The organism is Halalkalibacter sp. APA_J-10(15), from assembly GCF_023017105.1.
GTDB lineage: Bacteria > Bacillota > Bacilli > Bacillales > Bacillaceae_D > Halalkalibacter.
Map to the genome: position 1 here is coordinate 19,235 of NZ_JALKEV010000011.1, position 22,189 is coordinate 41,423.

General features: G+C 38.6%; 19 protein-coding genes and 1 pseudogene. 15 read left to right on the forward strand and 5 right to left on the reverse strand.

Going from position 1 to position 22,189, the window contains the following annotated elements:
- Positions 1–106 precede the first annotated feature (106 nt).
- Genes MW695_RS13500 through MW695_RS13520 form a run of 5 tightly spaced genes read left to right on the forward strand, consistent with a single transcriptional unit; the run spans position 107 to position 5,059 of the window.
- A complete protein-coding gene (locus MW695_RS13500) occupies positions 107–1,702 on the forward strand; it encodes an ABC transporter substrate-binding protein (protein WP_247105885.1) in 1,596 nt (531 codons plus the stop codon).
- 3 nt (positions 1,703–1,705) lie between these two features.
- Positions 1,706–2,701: an ABC transporter permease gene (locus MW695_RS13505; RefSeq protein ID WP_247105886.1), complete on the forward strand. Its 996-nt coding sequence runs from the start codon at positions 1,706–1,708 to the stop codon at positions 2,699–2,701.
- Positions 2,698–3,531, forward strand: a complete 834-nt coding sequence (locus MW695_RS13510; protein ID WP_247105887.1) for an ABC transporter permease — start codon at positions 2,698–2,700, stop codon at positions 3,529–3,531. The genes MW695_RS13505 and MW695_RS13510 overlap by 4 nt, the downstream gene beginning before the upstream one ends.
- A 15-nt stretch (positions 3,532–3,546) precedes the next feature.
- The gene (locus MW695_RS13515; protein WP_247105888.1) at positions 3,547–4,470 is read left to right on the forward strand and encodes an ABC transporter ATP-binding protein; all 924 of its coding nucleotides are present in this window, start codon (positions 3,547–3,549) and stop codon (positions 4,468–4,470) included.
- On the forward strand, positions 4,460–5,059 hold the full coding sequence (locus MW695_RS13520) for an ABC transporter ATP-binding protein (RefSeq protein ID WP_247105889.1): 600 nt from the start codon (positions 4,460–4,462) through the stop codon (positions 5,057–5,059). The genes MW695_RS13515 and MW695_RS13520 overlap by 11 nt, the downstream gene beginning before the upstream one ends.
- 119 nt (positions 5,060–5,178) lie before the next feature.
- Here the strand turns inward: MW695_RS13520 and MW695_RS13525 are convergent, their stop codons facing one another.
- A complete protein-coding gene (locus MW695_RS13525) occupies positions 5,179–6,045 on the reverse strand; it encodes a hypothetical protein (RefSeq protein WP_247105890.1) in 867 nt (288 codons plus the stop codon).
- A 252-nt stretch (positions 6,046–6,297) separates the two neighbouring features.
- Between MW695_RS13525 and MW695_RS13530 the strand changes: the two genes are divergently transcribed.
- The 5 genes from MW695_RS13530 (at position 6,298) to MW695_RS13550 (ending at position 11,038) form a co-directional block, all read left to right on the forward strand.
- Entirely contained in the window at positions 6,298–7,764 is a 1,467-nt protein-coding gene (locus MW695_RS13530) for a gluconokinase (protein ID WP_247105891.1), read from the forward strand.
- 286 nt (positions 7,765–8,050) lie between these two features.
- Positions 8,051–8,536, forward strand: a complete 486-nt coding sequence (locus MW695_RS13535) for a MarR family winged helix-turn-helix transcriptional regulator (protein ID WP_247105892.1) — start codon at positions 8,051–8,053, stop codon at positions 8,534–8,536.
- Positions 8,529–9,710 (forward strand): MFS transporter, encoded by a 1,182-nt coding sequence (locus tag MW695_RS13540; protein ID WP_247105893.1) that lies wholly within the window; start codon positions 8,529–8,531, stop codon positions 9,708–9,710. Before MW695_RS13535 ends, MW695_RS13540 begins: the two co-directional genes overlap by 8 nt.
- 140 nt (positions 9,711–9,850) lie before the next feature.
- Positions 9,851–10,240, forward strand: coding sequence for an S-Ena type endospore appendage (locus tag MW695_RS13545; protein ID WP_306421175.1), 390 nt, complete (start codon positions 9,851–9,853; stop codon positions 10,238–10,240).
- A gap of 48 nt (positions 10,241–10,288) precedes the next feature.
- On the forward strand, positions 10,289–11,038 hold the full coding sequence (locus MW695_RS13550; protein ID WP_247105895.1) for a BclA C-terminal domain-containing protein: 750 nt from the start codon (positions 10,289–10,291) through the stop codon (positions 11,036–11,038).
- Between the two features lie 20 nt (positions 11,039–11,058).
- Here the strand turns inward: MW695_RS13550 and MW695_RS13555 are convergent, their stop codons facing one another.
- Positions 11,059–12,042, reverse strand: a complete 984-nt coding sequence (locus MW695_RS13555; protein ID WP_247105896.1) for a BMQ_0737 family morphogenetic spore coat protein — start codon at positions 12,040–12,042, stop codon at positions 11,059–11,061.
- A 709-nt stretch (positions 12,043–12,751) separates the two neighbouring features.
- On the opposite strand from MW695_RS13555, the pseudogene MW695_RS13560 reads away from it, so the two are divergent.
- Positions 12,752–13,278, forward strand: a pseudogene (locus MW695_RS13560) (transposase); the annotation flags it as partial.
- A gap of 128 nt (positions 13,279–13,406) precedes the next feature.
- Here MW695_RS13560 and MW695_RS13565 read toward each other — a convergent pair.
- The gene (locus MW695_RS13565) at positions 13,407–14,885 is read right to left on the reverse strand and encodes a hypothetical protein (protein ID WP_247105897.1); all 1,479 of its coding nucleotides are present in this window, start codon (positions 14,883–14,885) and stop codon (positions 13,407–13,409) included.
- A gap of 229 nt (positions 14,886–15,114) precedes the next feature.
- A complete protein-coding gene (locus MW695_RS13570) occupies positions 15,115–15,972 on the reverse strand; it encodes a VOC family protein (protein WP_247105898.1) in 858 nt (285 codons plus the stop codon).
- 239 nt (positions 15,973–16,211) lie between these two features.
- On the opposite strand from MW695_RS13570, the gene truA reads away from it, so the two are divergent.
- On the forward strand, positions 16,212–16,946 hold the full coding sequence (gene truA / locus MW695_RS13575) for a tRNA pseudouridine(38-40) synthase TruA (protein WP_247105899.1): 735 nt from the start codon (positions 16,212–16,214) through the stop codon (positions 16,944–16,946).
- Positions 16,947–17,010: 64 nt separating this feature from the next.
- Here truA and MW695_RS13580 read toward each other — a convergent pair whose 3' ends face one another.
- Positions 17,011–18,090 (reverse strand): DNA alkylation repair protein, encoded by a 1,080-nt coding sequence (locus MW695_RS13580; protein ID WP_247105900.1) that lies wholly within the window; start codon positions 18,088–18,090, stop codon positions 17,011–17,013.
- Positions 18,091–18,241: 151 nt separating this feature from the next.
- On the opposite strand from MW695_RS13580, the gene MW695_RS13585 reads away from it, so the two are divergent.
- The 3 genes from MW695_RS13585 (at position 18,242) to MW695_RS13595 (ending at position 22,115) form a co-directional block, all read left to right on the forward strand.
- Entirely contained in the window at positions 18,242–18,742 is a 501-nt protein-coding gene (locus tag MW695_RS13585) for a TrkA C-terminal domain-containing protein (protein WP_247105901.1), read from the forward strand.
- 1 nt (position 18,743) lies between these two features.
- A complete protein-coding gene (locus tag MW695_RS13590) occupies positions 18,744–19,904 on the forward strand; it encodes a cation:proton antiporter (protein ID WP_247105902.1) in 1,161 nt (386 codons plus the stop codon).
- Between the two features lie 426 nt (positions 19,905–20,330).
- The gene (locus MW695_RS13595) at positions 20,331–22,115 is read left to right on the forward strand and encodes a methyl-accepting chemotaxis protein (protein WP_247105903.1); all 1,785 of its coding nucleotides are present in this window, start codon (positions 20,331–20,333) and stop codon (positions 22,113–22,115) included.
- Positions 22,116–22,189: the final 74 nt, after the last annotated feature.

Consider the following 22,189-nt stretch of genomic DNA (forward strand, 5'->3'; position numbering starts at 1 on the left):
TTATACATCTTGTGAAGAAAAAAGATTTCTTTGTTACCTTTTTCACATGTTATAATTCAAGTTATGCAAATAGTTTTATAGAAATATAAAGGAGTGGATAGATTTGATGAAGAAGGGGCTAATGGCTTTTGCTTTGACGCTGTTTGTTGTTGGTTGTGCTCCAAATAGTGCTGAACAAATTCAAGAAGGTACGGTTGAAGAAGTAAAGAATGAATTAGTATTGGCGCTAGGTTCGGAGCCAGATACGGGCTTTGATCCAACAACTGGCTGGGGACGTTACGGTTCACCCTTGTTTCAAAGTACATTATTTAAAAGGGATAATAACTTAGAAGTTGATTATGATTTGGCTACTGACTATGAATTGAGTTCGGATGGTCTTGTTTGGACAGTGGTAATTCGTGATGACGCAGTCTTTTCTGATGGCGAACCTTTAACAGCATCAGATGTTAAATTTACTTATGAAACAGCTAAAGAAAGTGGTTCTATATTAGACTTAACGATGATCGATGAAATACGTGTTGAAGATGATTTGACCATTCAGTTTCATTTAGTTGAGCCTCAATCAACCTTTATCCATACATTAATTTCGATTGGAATTGTACCTGAGCACGCATATGACGATGATTATGCTCAATCACCGATTGGATCGGGGCCGTTTGTTTTTAAGCAATGGGATCAAGGACAGCAATTAATAGTGGAAGCTAACCCTTATTATTATGGTCCGAGTTCTGAAATCGAACAGATTACGTTTGTCTTTTTAAGTGAAGATTCTGCATTTGCTGCTGTACAAGCTGGAGAGGTTGATGTTGCTAGTGTTCCGGCTGTATTTGGTTTACAAGAAGTAGCTGGAATGAGAGTTGAATCGATGCAAAGTGTTGATAATCGTGGGATCATGTTTCCTTTCGTTGCTAGAGGAGAAACAACGGAAGATGGTTATCCGATCGGAAATGACGTAACGAGCGACCTTGCTATTCGTCAAGCCATCAATATGGCAGTAGATCGTCAAGCACTAGTTGACGGAGTATTGGAGGGCTTTGGTACACCTGGTTATTCGGTAGTTGATGGTCTCCCTTGGTGGAATCCAGATACTATGATCGAGGATGGTGATTTAGAAGGAGCTATTCAATTACTTGAGGAGAATGACTGGTTTGATGAAAATGAAGATGGCGTACGTGAAAAGGAAGGATTACGCGCTGAATTTCGTCTGCTTTATCCATCTAATGATGTAACGAGACAATCGTTAGCGTTAGCGGTAGCTGACATGTTGAAGCCAATTGGTATTCAAATCGACGTAGAAGGAAAGAGTTGGGATGAAATCATTCAATTGATGCATTCTGAGGCAGTTATGTTCGGCTGGGGAAGCCATGATCCGCTTGAAATGGTTCATGTTTATAGTGTGCAATATGCGGGAGTTGACTGGTTTAATCCTGGTTATTATGCGAATGAGACGGTTGAACATTATTTTAATCAAGCTTTAACGGCTCTAACTGAAGAGGAAGCCATTGATTACTGGCAGCAAGCGCAATGGGATGGTAAAACGGGTTTTAGTACATTGGGGGATGCACCTTGGGCGTGGCTTGTTAATTTGGAGCATGTTTATTTTGTTCATGAGCGTTTGGATATCGGAGAACAGCCGATTCAACCACATGGTCATGGTTGGCCGATTACGAATAATATTGCTGAATGGACTTGGAATGAGTAAAAGATGAATGTAAAAGTTGATTCATTAATACGTTTTATTACAAAAAAGGTCGTTAGATTCTGTACGTTATTAATAGCCTTGTGTATCATTACTTTTCTATTAATGACATACTCACCGATTGATCCGATTCAGGCATATATTGGGGCAGATATGATGAGAGTAGGACCAGAGCAACGTGAACAAATTGCCGCGTATTGGGGGTTGAACGAACCGCCAATACAGCAATTTCTTCATTGGGGCTCTGCTGTGATCCAAGGTGATCTTGGTACATCAATGATTTATCGGAAGCCTGTGACGGAGGTTATTGCCGAGAAGTTTCTTTATTCGGTTGTTTTAATGTTTATTGCTTGGGTTTTATCTGGAGTCATTGGATTTGTTATAGGAATTGTTGCAGCAATGAAGAAGGATACATGGGTGGATCGTGCCATTAAATGGTATTGCTATACGCTTGCCTCGACACCAACCTTTTGGATGGGCTTGTTGCTATTAATGGTTTTTGCTGTTTGGTTAAGTTGGTTTCCGGTAGGATTAGGAGTACCGGCAGGGAGATTAGCAGAAGATATTACATTATTAGATAAAGTGAAGCACCTTATGCTACCAGCAATAACATTAAGTATTATTGGTGTAGCCAATATTGCCTTGCATACTAGAGAAAAATTAATTGATGTCTTATCGAGTGATTATGTCTTATTTGCACGTGCTCAAGGAGAAAGTGGCTGGAGGCTTCTTCGGCGTCATGGCTTAAAAAATATTGCACTACCAGCCATTTCGTTACAATTTGCCGCTTTTGGTGAGTTATTTGGTGGGGCTGTATTAGCGGAACAGGTATTTTCGTATCCTGGATTAGGACAGGCTACAGTGGAAGCTGGGTTGCGAGGAGATGTACCGTTATTATTAGGTATCGTACTTTTTAGTGCAACTTTTGTGTTCCTCGGAAATCTAATTGCAGATTTCATTTATCGGATGATTGATCCGAAAGTGAAGGAGGAGCGTTTATGAATAAGGTGCTTAATTTCAATCGCCGTAAAAAAATGCTCATTTCAATCATGGTTTCGAGCTTCCTGTTGCTGGTGATCTTAATAGGTAGTGTAGCGTTAAGTGATGAGCGTATTGTTACGCAACTAGAGGTGCGTAACCTTGCACCATCTTGGAGTCACCCATTTGGGACAGATTGGTTAGGAAGGGACATGTTTACCCGTACGATAAAGGGGCTAGCTCTAAGTATGGGAGTAGGAGTCATCGCTTCCGGTATTAGTGTCATTATTGCAGTTATCCTCGGCTTAATGGCGGCAACTTTAGGTAAAATGGTTGATAGTTTTATTTCGTGGTTAATTGATTTATTTTTAAGTGTTCCCCATTTAATATTTCTAATCTTAATTGCCTTTATTTTTGGTGGAGGAATACAAGGCGTTATTATTGGAATTGCACTAACACATTGGGCTGCTTTGGCAAGAGTCATTCGAGCAGAAGTGATGCAATTAAGGTCGGCTGATTATATACAGATTTCTTATAAACTAGGAAAATCAACGTATTATATAGCGTGGAAGCACCTTTTGCCACATTTGCTACCACAAATGCTCATCGGGTTCTTTCTTTGTTTCCCTCATGCGATTTTACATGAGGCAGCGATTACCTTTTTAGGTTTAGGGTTATCACCTCATCAGCCTGCTATTGGAATTATTTTGTCTGAATCGATGCGATACTTATCAACGGGGATGTGGTGGTTAGCCTTTTTTCCAGGATTATGCTTACTTCTTTTAGTAAGGCTGTTTGACATAATCGGTGGTCATTTGCGAACATTGCTAAATCCATATCACACGCATGAATGAGGGAGGGGACTTTAGTTGACGCTGCTTGAAATTGAAGATTTATCTATATCATTTAAACAATATACTTCGCGTTTCAAACAAGACGAGCTTGAGGTTATTCATCAGTTACATGTCATGGTCGAAGAGGGAGAAATCGTCGCCATTGTCGGCTCCAGTGGATCTGGTAAAAGTCTTTTAGCGCACGCTTTGTTAGGGATCTTACCTAATCATGCAACGGTAAAAGGACGGATGTATTATAATGGGCATAATTTAACGAAACAGAGGATTGAAAGATTACGAGGGTGTGAAATTGCTTTTGTCCCACAATCTGTAACGTATTTAGATCCCACGATGAAAGTTGGCAAGCAAGTACGCAATGCTGTGAGAAACGGAAATAAAAATAAGGCTCAGGAAAAAGTGTTTCATGACTTTCAATTGGATAAACATGTTGCTGACATGTACCCGTATGAGCTTTCAGGTGGAATGGCACGACGGATTTTGCTAGCGATTGCAAAGGTTAGTGGAGCAAAGCTTTTCGTTGCTGATGAACCGACTCCTGGCCTTGATGCTGAGGTGATGAAAGACACATTGGCTTCTTTTCGAAAATTAGCTGATGATGGTGCTGCTGTTATGATGATTACTCACGATATCGAAATGGCAACTCGTATTGCGAATAAGGTTGCTGTGTTTTATGCTGGTACGACTGTTGAAATCGCTCCTATCGAAGCATTTAAAGGAAACGGAGAGCAATTAAAGCATCCTTATTCACAAGCATTGTGGAAGGCATTACCTCAAAATCAATTCCAAACGATTGATGGACATCAGCCGTTATTAAGTGAGTCTATAAAGGGCTGTGCGTTTTCGCCTCGCTGTAATTGGGCCACTCATATTTGTCATAAAAAGAAACCGGAAGTACGATACGTTGAAAACGGAATGGTAAGGTGTCATCATGCAACTTAAAGCAGAACAACTCGGCTTTTATTATAAAAAAAATAAGTGGATTTTCCGACAGTTAACATTCTCCTTAAATCATGGGGAGGTTGTTGGGGTAACAGCTCCTAGTGGCACAGGGAAAACGACTTTTGCTCGTATTTTAGCTGGTTATGAATATGCCAAGGAAGGAAAAGTGTTGCTAGATGGCAAAGCTATTCAAACCAACTCCTATTACCCGGTGCAACTCATTCATCAACACCCTGAACGTTCTGTCAATCCGAAGTGGAAGATGGAGCAAATTTTAAAAGAAGGTTGGGACCCTAGTGAAGAATGGTTTGATCTAATGGGGATTCAACACAAGTGGCTTAAGAGATATCCGAATGAGTTATCAGGGGGAGAACTACAACGCTTTTGTGTATTAAGAGCACTCGGTCCACAAACACAATTTTTAATTGCTGACGAAATGACAGCTATGCTTGATACGGTGACACAGGTGCAAATTTGGGATGCTTTGTTACGTATAGCAAAAGAAAGAGGAATTGGCTTACTGGTCATTAGTCATGAAATAGCTTTAATGAAACGGGTTTGTGATCGAATGGAGCAACTACAAATGTAATGAGAATGGCATTGAAAAAGTTTGGTTTTTCCCTTTTTGATGTAATCGTAAAGAAATTATATTTGTTTAACGGTGTATTAAAAAGAAGGTCTCCGACTGTAATGAGACCTTCTTAGCTATTAGTTCAATTCAATTATTGATTGTTCAAGAAAGTCGATAATATTCGTTATGTTTTCACTATCAAAGCGAATTGTTACGATCTTTTCTTGAGCAATGATATCAACAGAGTCGAAAATAGAACTTCCTGATATATCAACACCATATAAACGTTCCTCTCGTTCGTTTTCACCTTGGTAATAATGGAGACGGCTATCGTCAATACTCTCTAGTAATTCCTCTGATAATCCTTCAATTGGTTGAAATGACTCCATATCCTTCATCAAATCAAAGTGGTGTAAATCAATTATATAAATATCTGGTTCTTCTGTGGCAAATACAATTTGTCTTCTTTGCAAAGCAGCCATGTCTAGCTCATTTCGAGTTTCAGAGGGTGCATATTCAAATTTAACGACAGTTCTTTCCCATTCAGGAAAATGTTCTAGTAGTGAGTCTTCTAATGGGGAAACATCTTCTGTATGGTATTCACCTATTAATAGTACCTCTAGGTCAGGTGCTGGGAGATTAGCTAATCTAGCTTCTTCAATACGATAGTCGATAATGCTGTACAAAATAGATCCGATGATTAAGGCGAGAACGATGCCAAAAAAGGTTTGGAACTTATAATGATATAAAAAATGATCAAGCTTTTCTCGAAAGCCAGTAGGTTGGTTCGTCGCATCTGGATCAATCCCGTTTAAATCGTTCTTAATCGTAGTATAAGCAAGGGTGATTTGATCCATATTAACTAACTTTTCTTCTGATTTGGAGTCTTGAAGCTGCTCCTGTGACTTTGAAATACGGATCCAAATCATGTATTTATCTTCTAGTTCATCTATTGAAACGTTTTCAGGAACTTCCATGATTTTATAAGCTTGTTCGAGTTTCATTCGTTTATTCGCATCCTTTTAATAAAAGTATAATTTGATTTAAGGTCAGAAAACCACTTGTTATTGCTAAAAGTAACATTCGATTAAGTAGGCGTCAAGACATTCAAGCAATTGTACAAAGTTTGTAATACATTTTATAATCCTTCCTACCGATAATTCTAAAAATATTATTCCTATAAATCATCCTCCAAGATCAAATCAGTTCATGTTAGTATAAAAGAAGGAAAACAGAATGGATAGGAGAAAAAGAATATGTCAAGAGAGTTAGTCATTGGTTTGGATTTAGGAACAACAAGTGTGAAAGCGGTTTTATTCACAGTGAATGGGAAGCTTATTGCGGAAACGGAGAAATTGATTGAATCTAAGTATTTAAATGATAACTGGGTGGAGCAAGATCCTGAACAAATTGCCATGTTTTCAGAGCAAGCAATGAGTGAAATATTGCATAAAGCAAACGTTCTTGAGGGGGAGGTGTTGACGGTTGGTTTTTCCTGTGCGATGCACTCACTTATATGCCTGGATGAACAGATGAACCCACTGACGAATGCGATCATATGGGCTGATGGAAGAAGTAGTGAGCAGGCGGAAGATATCATGAAAACGAATGGTGCAAATATTTTTGCAAAAACAGGTACACCAATTCACCCGATGACCCCTTTCATGAAATTATTGTGGATGAAGAAAACGAATTATGTTCCTTACGTAAAGTCTTCCTATTTTATGTCGATTAAAGAATTTTTGCTATATAGATGGTTTGGAGAAAGAGTTGTTGATTACGCAATGGCTTCAGCTACTGGCCTCTTTAATATACATACGTATGATTGGGATGATGATTTATTAACGTTAGTTGGTGTAAAAAGAGAACAGCTGTCAACAATTGTGGAACCAACAAAAGTGATTACGCAATGGTCAGATACTAAAATCCCATTGTTAGAAGGTGTTCCATGTGTCATTGGCTCTGCGGATGGTCAACTAGCTAACTTAGGAAGCGGTGCGATTTCACCTGGTGAAGTGGCTATTTCTGTTGGGACAAGTGGTGCAATTCGACAATTCATAGATGGTGTGAAAGTAAATAAGCGACTAGAAACATTCACGTATGCCTTTGATAAACGAACTGCAATTATTGGTGGGCCGACTAATAATGGGGGAATTGTTTTACAATGGTTAAAGGAGTTGCTTGAATATGATGGAGGTATGGAGGAGTTGATCCACGAAGCGAGTAAGGCTGAAGTAGGGTCAGATGGATTATTGTTTTTTCCATACGTTAACGGGGAGAGAGCTCCATTATGGAATCAGAAAGCAAAAGGGAATTTCTTTGGATTAAGTATGACTCATAAACGGCATCATCTCGTTCGTGCCGTTCTTGAAGGAATCACTTTAAATTTATATCAAATTGAGCAATCGCTTGTAGAAATGGCGGGAGAGTCGAAAGAAATTTATGTGAATGGAGGCTTGTCACGATCGTCCTTTTGGGTTCAAATGGTAGCCGATGTTTTTGGGAAGAACATTTATGTATTAGATACGCATCATAGCGCTGCATGGGGAGGGGCTTGGACAGCTTTAGTCGGTATTGGTAGAGTGAACTCCTTTAAAGAGATTAAAGAGACGATTCAGTTGAAGGAAGTCGTTGTGCCAGATCTTGAACGGCATCAAGCGTATCAAAAGGCTTTTGAGCGCTTTTGTGTGATTGGAAAAGATTTAGGCAAGCATTTCATTTAGAGGATGATCGACTGAGAGGTGAGTCGGGAACATAACAAAAATGTTTAGCTGAGAATCCGAACATTCAGGAGCGGTTTATGGGCACAGCTGTGTATTTGTTCGGCTTCTCATTTATGAAAATACTTTAGTCTCAGCCTCCTATTTTTTTCAGAGTATAGAGTTTACAATTGGCAATGAAGTCTAATTAAGGTACTCAGAGAAGGGAATTGCACGGTTTACTTATGCAAGCAAAATACTTGCATAAACAAGTATTTTGCTAGTATGATACGTTTGAGGTGTTGAAAAGATGAATACATATCGATTAGAAGATGCGTTAGGATTTCTTGTCTCAATGGCAGGGAGATCTTTGTCTAATAGTGTGCAACGTACGTTTACTGAAAATGGGTTTGATGCGACAACAGAGCATTGGACGGTTTTAGTTCAGCTATGGAATCGAGATGGATTGACACAATTAGAGTTAGCTGAACGGACAGGAAGAGATCAGGCAAGCATGTCTAGGCTGATTCGAAATATGTTGAATCGACAACTGATTGATCGGAAGAAGGATCCGAGAGATGGCCGTTGCAAACGAATTTATTTAACGACAAAGGGGAAGGAACAGCAGGTTAATTTAATGAATTTAGTCCAGCGAACGTTAGAGGAGGCGACAGCTGGAATACCTGAAGAAGATGTAGTAACAACAAAACGAGTGCTTAAGGAAATTTCCTTTAGAAATACTGCTACGAATAAAGTGTTTCAGGAGCTTGATGGAAAGAAGGGAGTAAATGAATAAGCAACTGATCAAAACAGCGATTTTATCGGTATCACTCCTTACAGTGATGGCTGGAGCTGCTATTTCACCAGCATTAGGTGATATCGCTCTTGCCTTTCCGAATTCAAATGAGACGACGATTAAACTGATTTTAACCTTGCCTTCGGTGATGATTATTCCTTTTATTTTTGTCTCAAGCCATCTGACTAGACGCTTTTCAAAGAAATCTATTTTACTGATTGGGATGGTTTTCTATCTCATTGGTGGTCTAGGTGGTGGGCTCGTTCCAACGATTGAGTTATTATTATTATTTCGAGCGATTTTAGGAATTGGGGTCGGTCTAATGATGCCTCTGTCGACCTCGTTAGTAGCTGATTTCTTTGATGGACAAGAACGGACCACTACTATGGGACAGGTAAGTGCCGTTAATAATCTTGGTGGTGTGGTTTTGTTTTTATTATCAGGAGTTCTGTCAGCGATTAGTTGGAGAATGGCGTTTAGCGTGTATACATTAGTTGTTGTCTCCGTGATCATTGTCTGGTTGTTTTTGCCGAAACAACAGCTCATTGATCGAGGAAGTAAGGTGAAATTAGAGCCGTTACCAAAAAGTGTCTACTTCACAGGTGCTTCTATGTTCTTTATTATACTAGTGTTCTTTGCATTACCATCTAATATGGCTTTATTTATGCAGCAAGAAGGCATCGGCAATTCACAAAATGCGGGGATGGTTATTTCGGCTGGAACAGCAGCCGGTTTCGTTGCCGGTCTTATATTAGCCCAAATAAAGAGAATATTTCAGCGTTTTTTCTATACGGTTATGCTACTGTTAATGGCTATTGGTTTTTTGATTATAGCTTTTGCACCAAATGCGATCATCATTGGTTGTGGTGTTGGATTGATGGGGTTTGGATTTGGATCATTGATGCCGACCGTATTTGATCATGTGACGCGTATAGTTCCACGTGTTCAAGTTGTGCAGGCAATGGCGGTTGTGACAAGTATGCTGTTTCTAGGTCAATTTTTGTCTCCGATTATATTAGATAGTATTGGTATATTAGTTGGAGATGGATCGATACGATTTACGTATTTTTTATTAGCGGGGAGTTTGTTTTTGGTCAGTACTGGATTTTTAATTCATGCTAGTAGTAGACGAAGCACAATTAATGGAAGTAATCAAGATATGAAAGGTAGTTAAGAGGTTAGAGTTTAGAAATTTAACGGAAATCATCTTTAGTGGATGATTTCTTTTATTTTATAGGCATTGTACGTTCCCGTTTTCCTGGTTGTTTAATAATTATAATTGTAATAAATTATCGGGAAAGAGGGGTGTAGTGAATGAGTTGTGGTTGTCACAATTGCACAAAGCATTGTGTAAGGAAAACTTCAGAATGTAAGTTTGTGCAGGATAGAATTACGACGGGATGGAGCATACCTCAAGGTATTTCACAAGATGTTTATATAATAACCGGATTAGAAAATGTACATGTGTCTGGTTTTATTGGTTACGATTCTGGAGAATTAGATTTTGTTACAGTTAGATTCTTTGATGGGAATTTGTTAGTAGGTGGTCCTTTGACAGTATTTGAAGGGAGTAGTGTTGCGTTTACATCTACTGGTTTTAATAGAATTGAAGTTAGTGTGCCATCAGGCAATCCAGATGATATAGCTTCTGGCTTAATCTGTTTAACTCCGCGATATCAAGTGAATTGTGAAACGGAAGATTGAAAAATAATGCAATAAATGAGAATGGTGAATATGAGAGGAGAATATGAAATGGCAAATATGGGATTTGATGATAATTGCTGCATAAGAGGGCCTAGAGGACCTAGGGGACCAGCGGGACCAGCGGGACCAGCGGGACCAGAAGGACCAGAAGGACCAGAAGGACCAGAAGGACCAGCGGGACCAGAAGGACCAGAAGGACCAGAAGGACCAGAAGGACCAGCGGGACCAGAAGGACCAGCGGGACCAGAAGGACCAGAAGGACCAGCGGGACCAGAAGGACCAGCGGGACCAGCGGGACCAGAAGGACCAGAAGGACCAGCGGGACCAGAAGGACCAGAAGGACCAGAAGGACCAGAAGGACCACCTGGACCACCTGGACCAAATGTGACTGAGACATCCGGTTTTGCAGCTAATACGCAAGGAACGGCTATTACTGTTCTTCTTGGAGGGACATTAATTCCTTTACCGAACGCTCAAAATTTAAGGAATATTACTGTTAATGCGGCAAATACCGTATTTACAGTCAATTTAGAAGGTAGGTACTTTATCACTTATAACTTAAATGCTACAGCGGCTTTGTTGTCAAGTAGTCGTTTAGTTGTGAATGGAAGCCCAGTAGCTGCAAGTGCTCGTAGCCCATTGTTAACTGTAAGTAGTTATAGCGCAGATATCATTTTGAATCTAAATGCAGGGGATACAGTCTCTCTTGAATTGTTTGGATTGGCAACAGTTACAACGCTTCAAGGTGGGCAAGGAGCTTCACTTACGATTATTCGATTAGATGATGATTTAATATAAGATAGGAAAAACAGGTTCTACTAGCTAGGATCTGTTTTATTTTTGATTGGGAAAAAATGGTCTGGCTGCTTCCTGGCCTTTTTCTCAAAGGTACACAGCTGATTTAGGTCTTGATGGTTACGAGGACTACACAAGCGTCCATTTATGTCAAGCGTTGTTTCGTAAATAACTTTAATATCTTTACATATCTGAACGGAATAACAAATTTCAATACAATCTTTTTTTATACATTTAATAAAAGACAGACAATGAAATTCTGTTACTTTACATAGAATATTTGTCCCTTTTGGGGCGCAAAGTTGAACCGTTGTTACATGGTCAATTGGAAATGTACAAGAATGTAAAATGGTTCCTGTCGCATTTAAAAGTTCAATTGTTATAAAAAATTTGTTACGTATTAATACATCTTGAAGATAAATTGCTTTCCCGTTCGGCAAACGGGATAGAGTGGATTTTCTTCCTTCTATACAATTTACCTCTTTACAAATTAATACATCCGTGTCAAGGTGAATGGGTTCTCCTTTTTTATTTGAAAGAAAGCAACGAGAAGTCTTTATATCACTGAAACATGTTTCTTTACCAATTTGATAATTGATAGACATATTAAGTTCACCGCAACAAATTCCTTCGTTACTGTTACTATTACAAAGTACGGAAATGCGTTCTAAAGATCCAGCAGTTGCATTAAATGTTTGCCCAGGCGTAAGTGTTGTTAGTTCTTTGTCATCGATCATAACGACTAAATCGCATGCAGATTCAGAGGAAGCCTGTATGCTGAAAGAAACTGTGCTTATTACATTTATTGCTTTCCAAATAATCGTGGGAGAATTTTCGTTACAATTAACTTTAAATTTGATGCACATATGATCTTTTACTTTCTTGGTTGGGGTTAAGGGCAATTTGATGACTTTCTTTTTGGTGATTTCGTCCATATAATGAATCCAATCATAAACCTTTTCAGCACGAATACAATGCGAATGTTGGTTCTCAGAAATTTGAAGCATGACGACTCCACTCCCTGTTTAAGTTAAATACATTTACATCATATGGGCAGGTGCCTATTCTGGTGATAAAAAAATGAAGGAGAATAAATGTCTATAAATTGTTTAAGGAAGTAATCTTCGTTAGTAGTTTGAGAAGTAAATAGAGTATAAAACAAATTAAGAGGAAAAGAGGCCGAGACAAAAGTGCTTTAATAAAGAAATACGAATAAATATATAGTGGTGCACATGTGTACATTTCATGCTACATTCTTATATTGTTCCTTCTTTTCAATTTAACACTTTTATGATGTCCCAGCCTCTGTATTCATGAGGCCACTGAAAAAGTGCTCGTTTACTTCGGACTTGAAAGGGAGCTTTGCCCTCGCTCCCGGGATGGGGGGCACGCTTTCCGCAGGCGGGCGTTGAACTAACCGTCTGCGCCGGTGGATTTCAACCTGCCCTTCCCTCCTGCAGGAGTCGGCCCTCCCATCCCGTCCGCTTTGTTGTGAGGTAAGATAGACATCCCCTACTCTTCAACGATAAAAAGAAAATAAGAGAAATCGTCTAAAAAGACCTTTGAGAAATGAGACTCAAAGGCCTTTTATCTACAGTTTGAAGTTTCATTTTATCAAACACTTCCCTGTCATTTTATTTTATCATTTAGGTAGTACATAGATGCAGGTGAATCAAATGAAGAAACAATAACACTCAGTCCATATATGGGTATTTAACAGCCTACTCTGAAAAAGACAATATGTTATTTGCAAAAACAAATAACATGAACCTTGTTTCCAAACTACATCCTATCATTACACATGGAACACGAAAAAATGATGAATTCGAATTTAATTAATAAAGATGCCGGGATGTATGTTTGTAAAGCTTGACATATGGCTACTCACAAAAAATATGATGAACGAAAAGGGAAAGAGACGAATCCACGAGTCCGATACTTATTTGATGTTGAAAAGTGCAAAATCTGTCCATTTCAAGAAGGGTGTTATAAAAAAGGAGCAAAAACAAAAATCGTATTATGTGACGATTAAATCAGAGGAACATTCTGATCAAGAAGCTTTTCAACAAACAGAAGAGTTTAAAGAAATGGCAAAGTCACGTTATAAAATAGAAGCAAAAAATAGACACGGGTTAAAAATTGCATCATCCTCGGGTCTGTTTGGTATGCAAATTCAAGCTGCTACCACGATATTTGCGGTGAATCCCAAGAGAATAATAAAGCTTTTGAATGAAAAAGAGTAACAAGTAGCAAAAGAAAAGGCAATTCTCATCCGAAAATGGAGGGAATTTGCCTTTTCTTTTTAATTAAAATCTTATTAGCACGAAAAACAGAAGTTTTTCAGTGGCTTCGTATTCATTAGACTGTAGATTTATTCAGGATAGTAATAATCCGCTGTACCAAACTCTACAAAGCCTTCAATTTCAAGATCAAGCACCCAATAGTACATTTCTTCTTCAGAGATATCAAAATCTTCATGAGAAACGCTTTGCGATTCGATGGATTCAATTAACTCAAGCTCTTCTTCCGTTAGCTCATAGTCATAGTATTCATCGTAATAGCTTTCGTCGTAATCCCAATCTAATTCATAATCTTCATCCCACTCTGCTTCCCAGTCAAACTCTTCGTCATAGTACATGTCTTCAAAAAGATCAGCATATATTTCATCGAGAAGTGACTCAACTTGCATTTCTAGGTCAAAGAGATACTGGTCTATGTCAGACTCACTTAACTCATCACGTTCTGCATCGTAGAAAGAAAACGCAGCTTGCTCTCCATAAATGAATTCACTGTTCACAGTTGAGGAGCCCGTAAAGGAGATACCGTCTTCTTCAAATGAGAATGTCGAGGTTGTTATGCTCTTTACAATTTGCCCTCTCTCGATGAGAAAGCCGATGTTAAAGTCAAATGTCATTTCACTTATATCTTCTTGGAACTCTTCAGTATTTGAAATAGCCGTATCAATGGGTACTTCTAATTCTTCTTCAAGAGCTTCAAGAGTTTCTTCATTTTCTTTTGCTTCTTCAAATGCATACAAGATTGACTGAAGCAGAAGCTGAGCATCAAGGTTAACATAAATCCACCCGTCTTCTTCAGTGATCAGTTCCTCTTCATTGTGTTCATCAAAGTACTCAATCATCTTTTCAAATACAAATTCAAGAACATAGCGTTCGTTATCTTCTAACTGCGTAAACAGACGGTCACGATCTAAGTCTAACGAATCAGAAAACTGTTTACTAGTAAACAGTGAATCGATCATTGGTTCTAATAGATTGTTTGCTTCTCTGGAGAAAAAGTCTCCTATGTCTTCTCCACCTGTAATCAGATCTAATTCCTCTTGAGCTTCCTCGATGTTTGGTAAAATGTTATATGAAATAACATCAATTGCTTCTGGAATAAATTGAGCGTAAGGATCTAAATCAATTGCTATAACGTCCTCTTCTCCAGAGAAATACATAGATATTGGAATGTGTAAAGAAATATCTTCACCTGAAATATCACCTGAAATTCCATAAGTTCCAGACACTTCCATAACATCTAACTCTTTATCATAGATTATAGAGCTTGTTCCTGAAAGACTATTAAACAGATCTTCAATAAGATTGAATGCAAAGTCATCCATCTCACTCATGTAAGGATCATTCAATAGTTCATCGAAGTCAAAGTCGTAGCTTAAGTCAAATTCACTTTCGACTTGAACACGGTCTTCGTTCAACAAATTTTGTAGACCGTTGGCAAGCTTTACTTCTGGTGATGACAAGAATGAATAAACAATAAGTCCACCAATTAAGAAGATGGCAATAACACTAATACCTATCCCTAACCCAAACTTAGCTTTATTTTCTCTCATTATACAATCACACCTTTTCTTGGTAATCAAAATACGTTTGTTATTGTCTCATAAAAATCATAGGAAGTGAGAATCATTTTTTACGAAATTAAAGGAGGTGAATTGCAGGAAGAAAGTAGGTTGTTTAATGGGAAATGCCATATCAAAAGTAATGATTACCAAGAAAAAAAACTACTTTCTCAAAGAAAAAAAAGAAGAGTAGTACAAAAGGCTTGTACAAAATAGCTGATTATTTAAGGATGTCTAATTCAATTGTCTGACCAGATGGATCGAAAGTGAGAACCTTCTTGTTGTCCTCAATTACTTCGAAGCTCTTTTGATGTAAAGCATATATGGCTTGACTCCGTGCATTTTCTGAGGGGTATATAAGTGTAAATTGCTTTAAGCCTACTTCATTCCGCGTAGGTGTCGGTGCACCTACACCTGCCCATGTATTTATAGCAATGTGGTGGTGATACTTTCCGGTTGAGAGAAAGCTAGCTTGTGCACCATAGCGACAAACGACATCAAACCCTAAAGCATCACGATAAAATCGTTCGGCTTCGTCTATATGAGAAACGTGTAAATGAATATGGCCTATTTCGGTTTCAGGAGGAATTCTACTCCACTCCGTATCTTCATGTATTTCTGATAATAAGCTTTCAAAATCAAGTGGATCAACCGTCATATGGACTTGTTCTTTCTGCCATTGCCACAAAGCTGGGTCACGGTCCGTATAAAGTTCAATTCCATTTCCGTCAGGGTCAGATAAGTAAATAGCTTCACTTACATGATGATCGGAAGAGGCAATCGGCCACTGGTTGTTTCTCAAATGAAGAACAGACTTAGCTAAATCAGACCGTCTTGGTAAAAGGATTGCAAAGTGATAAAGACCGGTTGTTCGTCGAACTTTCGGTTTAATATGTTTAGGCTGTTCAATGGTCAATATTGGGTGTAAGTTGTCTGCTGTTAAACGAATTTGATTGTCACTTTTATCAAAAAGGGTGAAGCCTAGAAGCTCTGTATAGAAGGTGAAAGAACGCTCAAGATCTTCTACAAGTAAATGAACGGCACTCACAAATGTGTGTGGAGCTGTATGGAAATTCATATTCATTCTCCTTAAAATTCATTGTATTTGATATCATTTTATTATAATAGAAGATGCAAAATCTAATTTTATGCTTAATAGTTTAATGTCATATCATTTTTTTGGACGATTTATTGCTTAAAGGGCACCAAAAAAGTTAAAAACCACACTTTTTTAGTGCTTCCCTTGTTCGTATTTCATATATGAGGATGATATGATACACACATGAACAGGAAATGAATAATGAAGGAGTACCATACATGAATAATTACAAACTGGTGATTCAATATGATGGAGCAAGATATAAAGGCTGGCAAAGGTTAGGAAATCAAGAGAATACAATTCAAGGAAAGATTGAGCTAGTTTTAACAAAATTAGAAGGCAAAGAGATCGAGATTGTTGGAAGTAGTCGAACGGATGCAGGGGTCCATGCTTACGGACAAATTGCTAATGTTAAATTGAGTAAACTCTTTTCTACCGAAGAGCTACAACATTATGTTAACCAATATTTACCTCATGATATTAGCGTTGTTGAAGTAGAAAAAGTCGATGATCGTTTTCATGCTCGCTATCATGCAAAGGATAAAACGTATTTATACCAGATATGGAACAAAAGCTATACGAATCCATTCTTAAGAAAGTTCAGCATGCATGTCAATGATCGATTAAACCTAGAGGAGATGAAGAAAGCGAGTACGAGCTTTCTAGGAAATCATGACTTTACTGCTTTTTCAAATGCGAAGTCGAAAAAGAAATCAATGAAACGAACGATTCGGTCGATCGATATTGATGATATGGAGGGATTAATATCAATTCGAATAATCGGAGATGGCTTTCTATATCATATGGTTCGAAAAATGGTCGGGACCTTAATCGAAGTCGGGTTAGGAGAGAAGCAGGCCAGAGAGGTAGCTAATATTCTTCAAACGAAAGACCGAAGTCGTGCAGGTTTTGCCGAGGCTCAAGGATTGCATTTGGAGGAAATTGAATTTTAGTCATACAAATAAGCGTTCCGTGGAAGTTTAACTTTTTCAAGGAACGCCTGTTGCTGATTGAGGATTATGTTAGCATGATAGTTGAACGAGCATATTCATCACCGTTAATAATGATAACGATATAGTGCTCCCCTGGATGATGCTTTCTCGTTGATAAATCTTTAAACGAATGGTTTCGTTCAAAGGAGTAGCTCCCCTTTTGATAAGTGTTTTCTGTTATTTTAAATAGCTTCCTCGACGTCTTCCCGCGCGCTTTAACGAAATCTATTCCGTATTCAATCCTTAATTTGTATGGTGTACTTGTCTCATTTTTCAATTGAAATATGAAGGTGAGGCTTTCACCGCGTTGTATCGATGTCTGAGAAAGAGTGAGCGCCTCTATTAGTACATGCGGCTGACGTTCAAATCCGAATAATTCTAGTATGTCAGGATCTGCTTTCCTAAGTAACGTGCGGCAGCCATGCTTTAAAATCCAATCAGTGTGAGGGTGCTGCCCTCTCCATTGTAAACAAATCTCCTTTACTATAGCGGGATGGTCTTTGGCAATATCATTGAGATTATTAGCGACACTTTTCCTCACATACTCACTTTCATCCTCTTTAAGTGCTTGTAAAATAGGGATAATAAGCGATGGGTCCTTCTTAAATGTCGTTAGTGGTTTAGCCCACGGTAGACGTGGGCGACAGCCTTCGCTTGCAAGTCGCCGTACATGCTCATTCGAATTGGTAGCCCATTTCAGCAGAAGGGCCATCGTTTCTTCAGGGTGAGCTTCAATAAATGGACGAATCGCAAACTCTGCTGAGGAAGAGGATGTCAATTCTTTAAGAGCATGAAGAGACTCTTCGCGCGAATGAAGTCCGTACCTTTCGACGAAATCGGGGAAGAATAAGTATTCAAATCCACGACAAGTAGGTGCGAGCTTTTGAAGAATGGCAAGAGCATTTGAATAACCCTTTGGAAGGGTCTCAGCTAAGCATTCACTTATATGACGGATTCGCTGCTTCAGTTCTTTAGTATCCCACTCCTCATTAAAAATGAGCTTCAAAAACGTATCAGATTGAAAAGAGGGATATACGCTTAATACTTTTTCTGAGAATAGTCGAAAGAATGTTTCGTTGTACATGTTCTTAAGTGGTTCAGCCATTGGGGTGCCTCCTTCTCATAGTTTAATTGTAGCCGAATTGAATGTAGGAGTATATAGATTAAGGGCTGAGAATGGAGAAGTCAATTAGATCGTTGTATAATAAATCATATTTATACAAGGAATAAAAGAGAGATGAGGGAGAGTGATTGGAATGGAAATGAATATGTCTAATTTGCCAGGTGTCGGAAAGAAAATTACCTTTATTAATGGTGACGATCAAATGATGGCTATCATTATACATTATACTGGGAAACGAGAGCTGTATTTTTTTGAGAACCGTGATGATGACGAGGCGATTTTTACTTTTAATTTATCTTCTGAAGAAACGAAGCAAATAGGTGCGCAATTACTCGGTGCTACATTTAATCCATTAGAAAGTGACAAGCTTGAGAAGTTAAAGATGGCTCGAAAAGATGTCATTGTTGAATGGGTAGACGTTCCAAAAAAGTCCAAAGTAGTCGGGATGAAGTTCTATGAGGTAAAAAAGTTAGTTCCACTAGGTGGGACTATTATCGGTATTTTTAAGGGGGATGACTTTATCGTCGATTTAGCAGAGGATGATCTAATTGAACGAGGCGATACAATTATGATTGTCGGGAAGAAGAGCGCGGTCGATGAATTTGAATTAATTTGTGAAGGAAAGGAACAATAACATGGGGTTTCCAGAATTATTAGCAGCAGGTCTGTTACTTCTTATATTATTTGTTGCAGGTTTTGTGGGCTTGAAGCTGAAGGTTCCTAATGTCGTTTTCTATATTTTGGCGGGAATTGTCGTTGCTAGCTATATAACGGATACACATTTGTTGCATCTCGCTGGTGAAATTGGGATTGTTCTACTATTCTTTATGCTTGGAATGGAGTTTCCTATTAAACAATTACTAAATGTTGCGAAAAAAGTAATGTCTGCAGGAGTATTAGACGTAATTTTATGTTTTGGTGTTACAGTTGCGATTTGCCTATTAATGGGGCTAGAGGTTATACCTTCTTTAATCATTGGTGGAGTTGCGTACGCAACAAGCTCCTCGATTACGGCTAAAATGCTTGAAAGTTCTAAAAGAATGGCTAATCCAGAATCAGAGTTTATGCTGGGGCTTCTCATATTTGAAGATTTAGTTGCACCGATTCTCGTTGCGATTCTTGTTGGTTTAACAGCTGGTACCGCTATTACATATTCTTCTATGTCGTTATTATTTATTAAAGTGTTCGCATTAATTGCTGGTGCTCTTATATTAGGACGCTTTCTATTTAGTAAACTGGGGCCGGTATTTGATCGCTATATGAATCATGAGGTTTTCCTTCTATTTGTCATTGGATTAGCTCTAGCATATGGTGGTTTAGCGCTGTATTTGGATTTATCTGAGGTGTTAGGAGCTTTCCTTGCCGGAATAATGTTAGCTGAAGCTAGACGAACACATGAGTTAGAAGAGCTAGTCTTTCGAGCACGCGATCTATTATTACCTCTGTTCTTTTTATACTTTGGTACAACGATCACCTTTAGCGAAGGGATACCGATGGTTCCACTTTTGATCACGTTAGTTGTATGGTCAATTATAGCTAAGCTGATTGTTGGTTATTTTGGAGGGCAATGGTATGGATTGTCAAAAAAAGTTGCCTTAAGAGCGGGCTTTTCGCTCACACAAAGAGGAGAATTCTCGATTATTATCGCTACACTAGCAACTGGAATGATACAAGCCTTTAGCAGTATCTTTATACTCATTTCAGCGATGATTGGTATATTACTCTTTCAATTTGCTCCTATGATTTCAAAGAAATTGATGAAGCAAAAAGACAAGAAAAAGATCGTTCTGGACTAGGAATTAAAATAATTTAAAGAGCTAGTTTTATGGTGCACTTTGCAGAATGTTTTGTATGCAGGCTATGCTTGTTTTTGTTGCCATGAACCTTGAAAAATTTGCCAACTTGCACTAACGGAACACCTATCCTTCAGTGTCATCAACAGAAAATAGAAAAAGTAACGTAAAAAACACCTTTGAGAGTCATTTTTCAAAGGTGTTTGCCTACGGTCTGAGGTGTCTTTAAGGCACCTTTTTTTATGTGAAAAACGAAGCATTTTGTTAATAAACTACTTATACTTGTCGATATATAGAATATAAAACGTTTTCATTGTAAAAACAAGTCGAATGAAGACGAATGGGTAGTCTTTATGAGCTTATCAAGATAAAAGCGTAATTTTATATCATGATAAACAATAATAAGAGGCGTACTGGGGGAGTGGTATGATGGCAAAGCAAAAACGAAAGTGGACGAACCAATTAGCAAATCGAATCTTTCTTATTATGGCAAGTATTATGGTTGTTTCAGTTGGGTTATTAGGTGTTTCAAGCTATCAAATTGCAAAAACTCAATTAACGGAAGCTGGTCAGCAAGATTTAAGGAATTTAGTTGATGCAGCCGGTTCATTAATGGAAACGTTGCAAGATCAAGTCGATGCAGGCTTGATTACGTTAGATGAAGCACAAGAACAAGCGAGAGTGAAATTATCAGGTGAAATAGTTAGTATGAACGAATCCGGCCAGCCATACAGAGATTACCAATCCGTTTCTTTTACTTATGGGGATGATGGGTACTTCTATGGCTTTTTAGATGATGGTACAACGGTATTGCATCCACATGGCAATGAAGGTACGAATTTGTACAATGCGCAGGATTCAGATGGAAACTATATGATCCAAGGGCTGATTGAAGCTGCTGGACAGTCCAATCCGGATGATCGCTATTATACATACATGTGGATGAATGAGGGAGAGGATTTTCCACGTGAGAAGCATGCGTATGTGACGTTCTATGATGAATGGGGCTGGATGTATGGAGTAGCAGCATATAGTGAGGAGTTCTATGAGTCTGTTCATTTATTTGCATGGGCAGCATTCATCATTGGAGCTGTGATAACAGTAGTTGCTTCGACTATTTTGTATGTTGTGATGAAGAAATTGACGAAGAAAATTGACCTCGTAAGAGTGGCTGCCGAAAAAATTGCTGCGGGTGATTTAAGTGGAGATGAACTCGATGAAAAAGGACAGACTGAGATTGCTTTACTGGCGCATTCTATTAATCAAATGCAAGTGAAGCTTAAAAATATGATTAGTCACATTGCCGAGTCGTCTTCGCAAGTAACCTCTTCCTCTGAAGAATTAACGGCAAGTGCCGAAGAAAATGCGTCGACGAGTGAGCATACAGCCTATGAAATCCAAGAGCTTTCGACATTAGCTGAAAAGGTGAAAAATAGAGCAGATCTTAGTTTAGAGGTTGTTCAAGGGCAACAGAAAGGCTTGAAGGAAGTCGTTATAGCTACGGATGATTTAAAGTCGCAATCTCATGAATCCGTTCATATCTCCAAAGAAGGAAAGAATAAGATGGATCAAACCTCTGGCCAAATTACAGGAATGTCAGAATCGGTAGGTCAATCGATGGTGATGATCCGTCGTCTCGAGGAGCGTTCGAGTGAAATTAATGAAATCATTAGCACGATGACAGATATAAGTGAGCAGACAAATTTACTTGCATTGAATGCTTCCATTGAAGCTGCACGTGCAGGGGAACATGGAAAAGGGTTTGCGGTAGTAGCGAATGAAGTTCGTAAGCTTGCTGAACAATCCGGTCAGTCAGCAGTGAGAGTGAAGGAAATGATCGGTGAAATTCAAGGGGATACGAGCTCGACAGTGTCATCAATGGAAAGAGTACAAGCGGATGTTCAAGTTGGTCTAGTTTCAATGGGTGAGATGAAGCAGTTATTTGATCAAATTGAACAAATCAATGAGCAAGTCGATGAGAGAATTTCTGAAGTGACAACAATTACGCAATTTATGAATGAAAAGGGTGAGGATTTGATGGCGGCGATAAATGAATTTTCAACGATTTCACAGTCAATGACTGAGGGGACGGATACGGTGGCTGCTACTTCTGAGCAGACTCTTGCATCTATGAACGTTGTCGCTAAAACTGCAGAAGAGTTAAGTTCCATGGCTGTTGAGCTACAAGAGCAGATTAAGGAATTCACGATGTAGTAGAAAACGAAGCATCTATGAGAGTGTAGCTCTTCTAGATGCTTTATATCTCGTTATCTTATATAATAAAATCT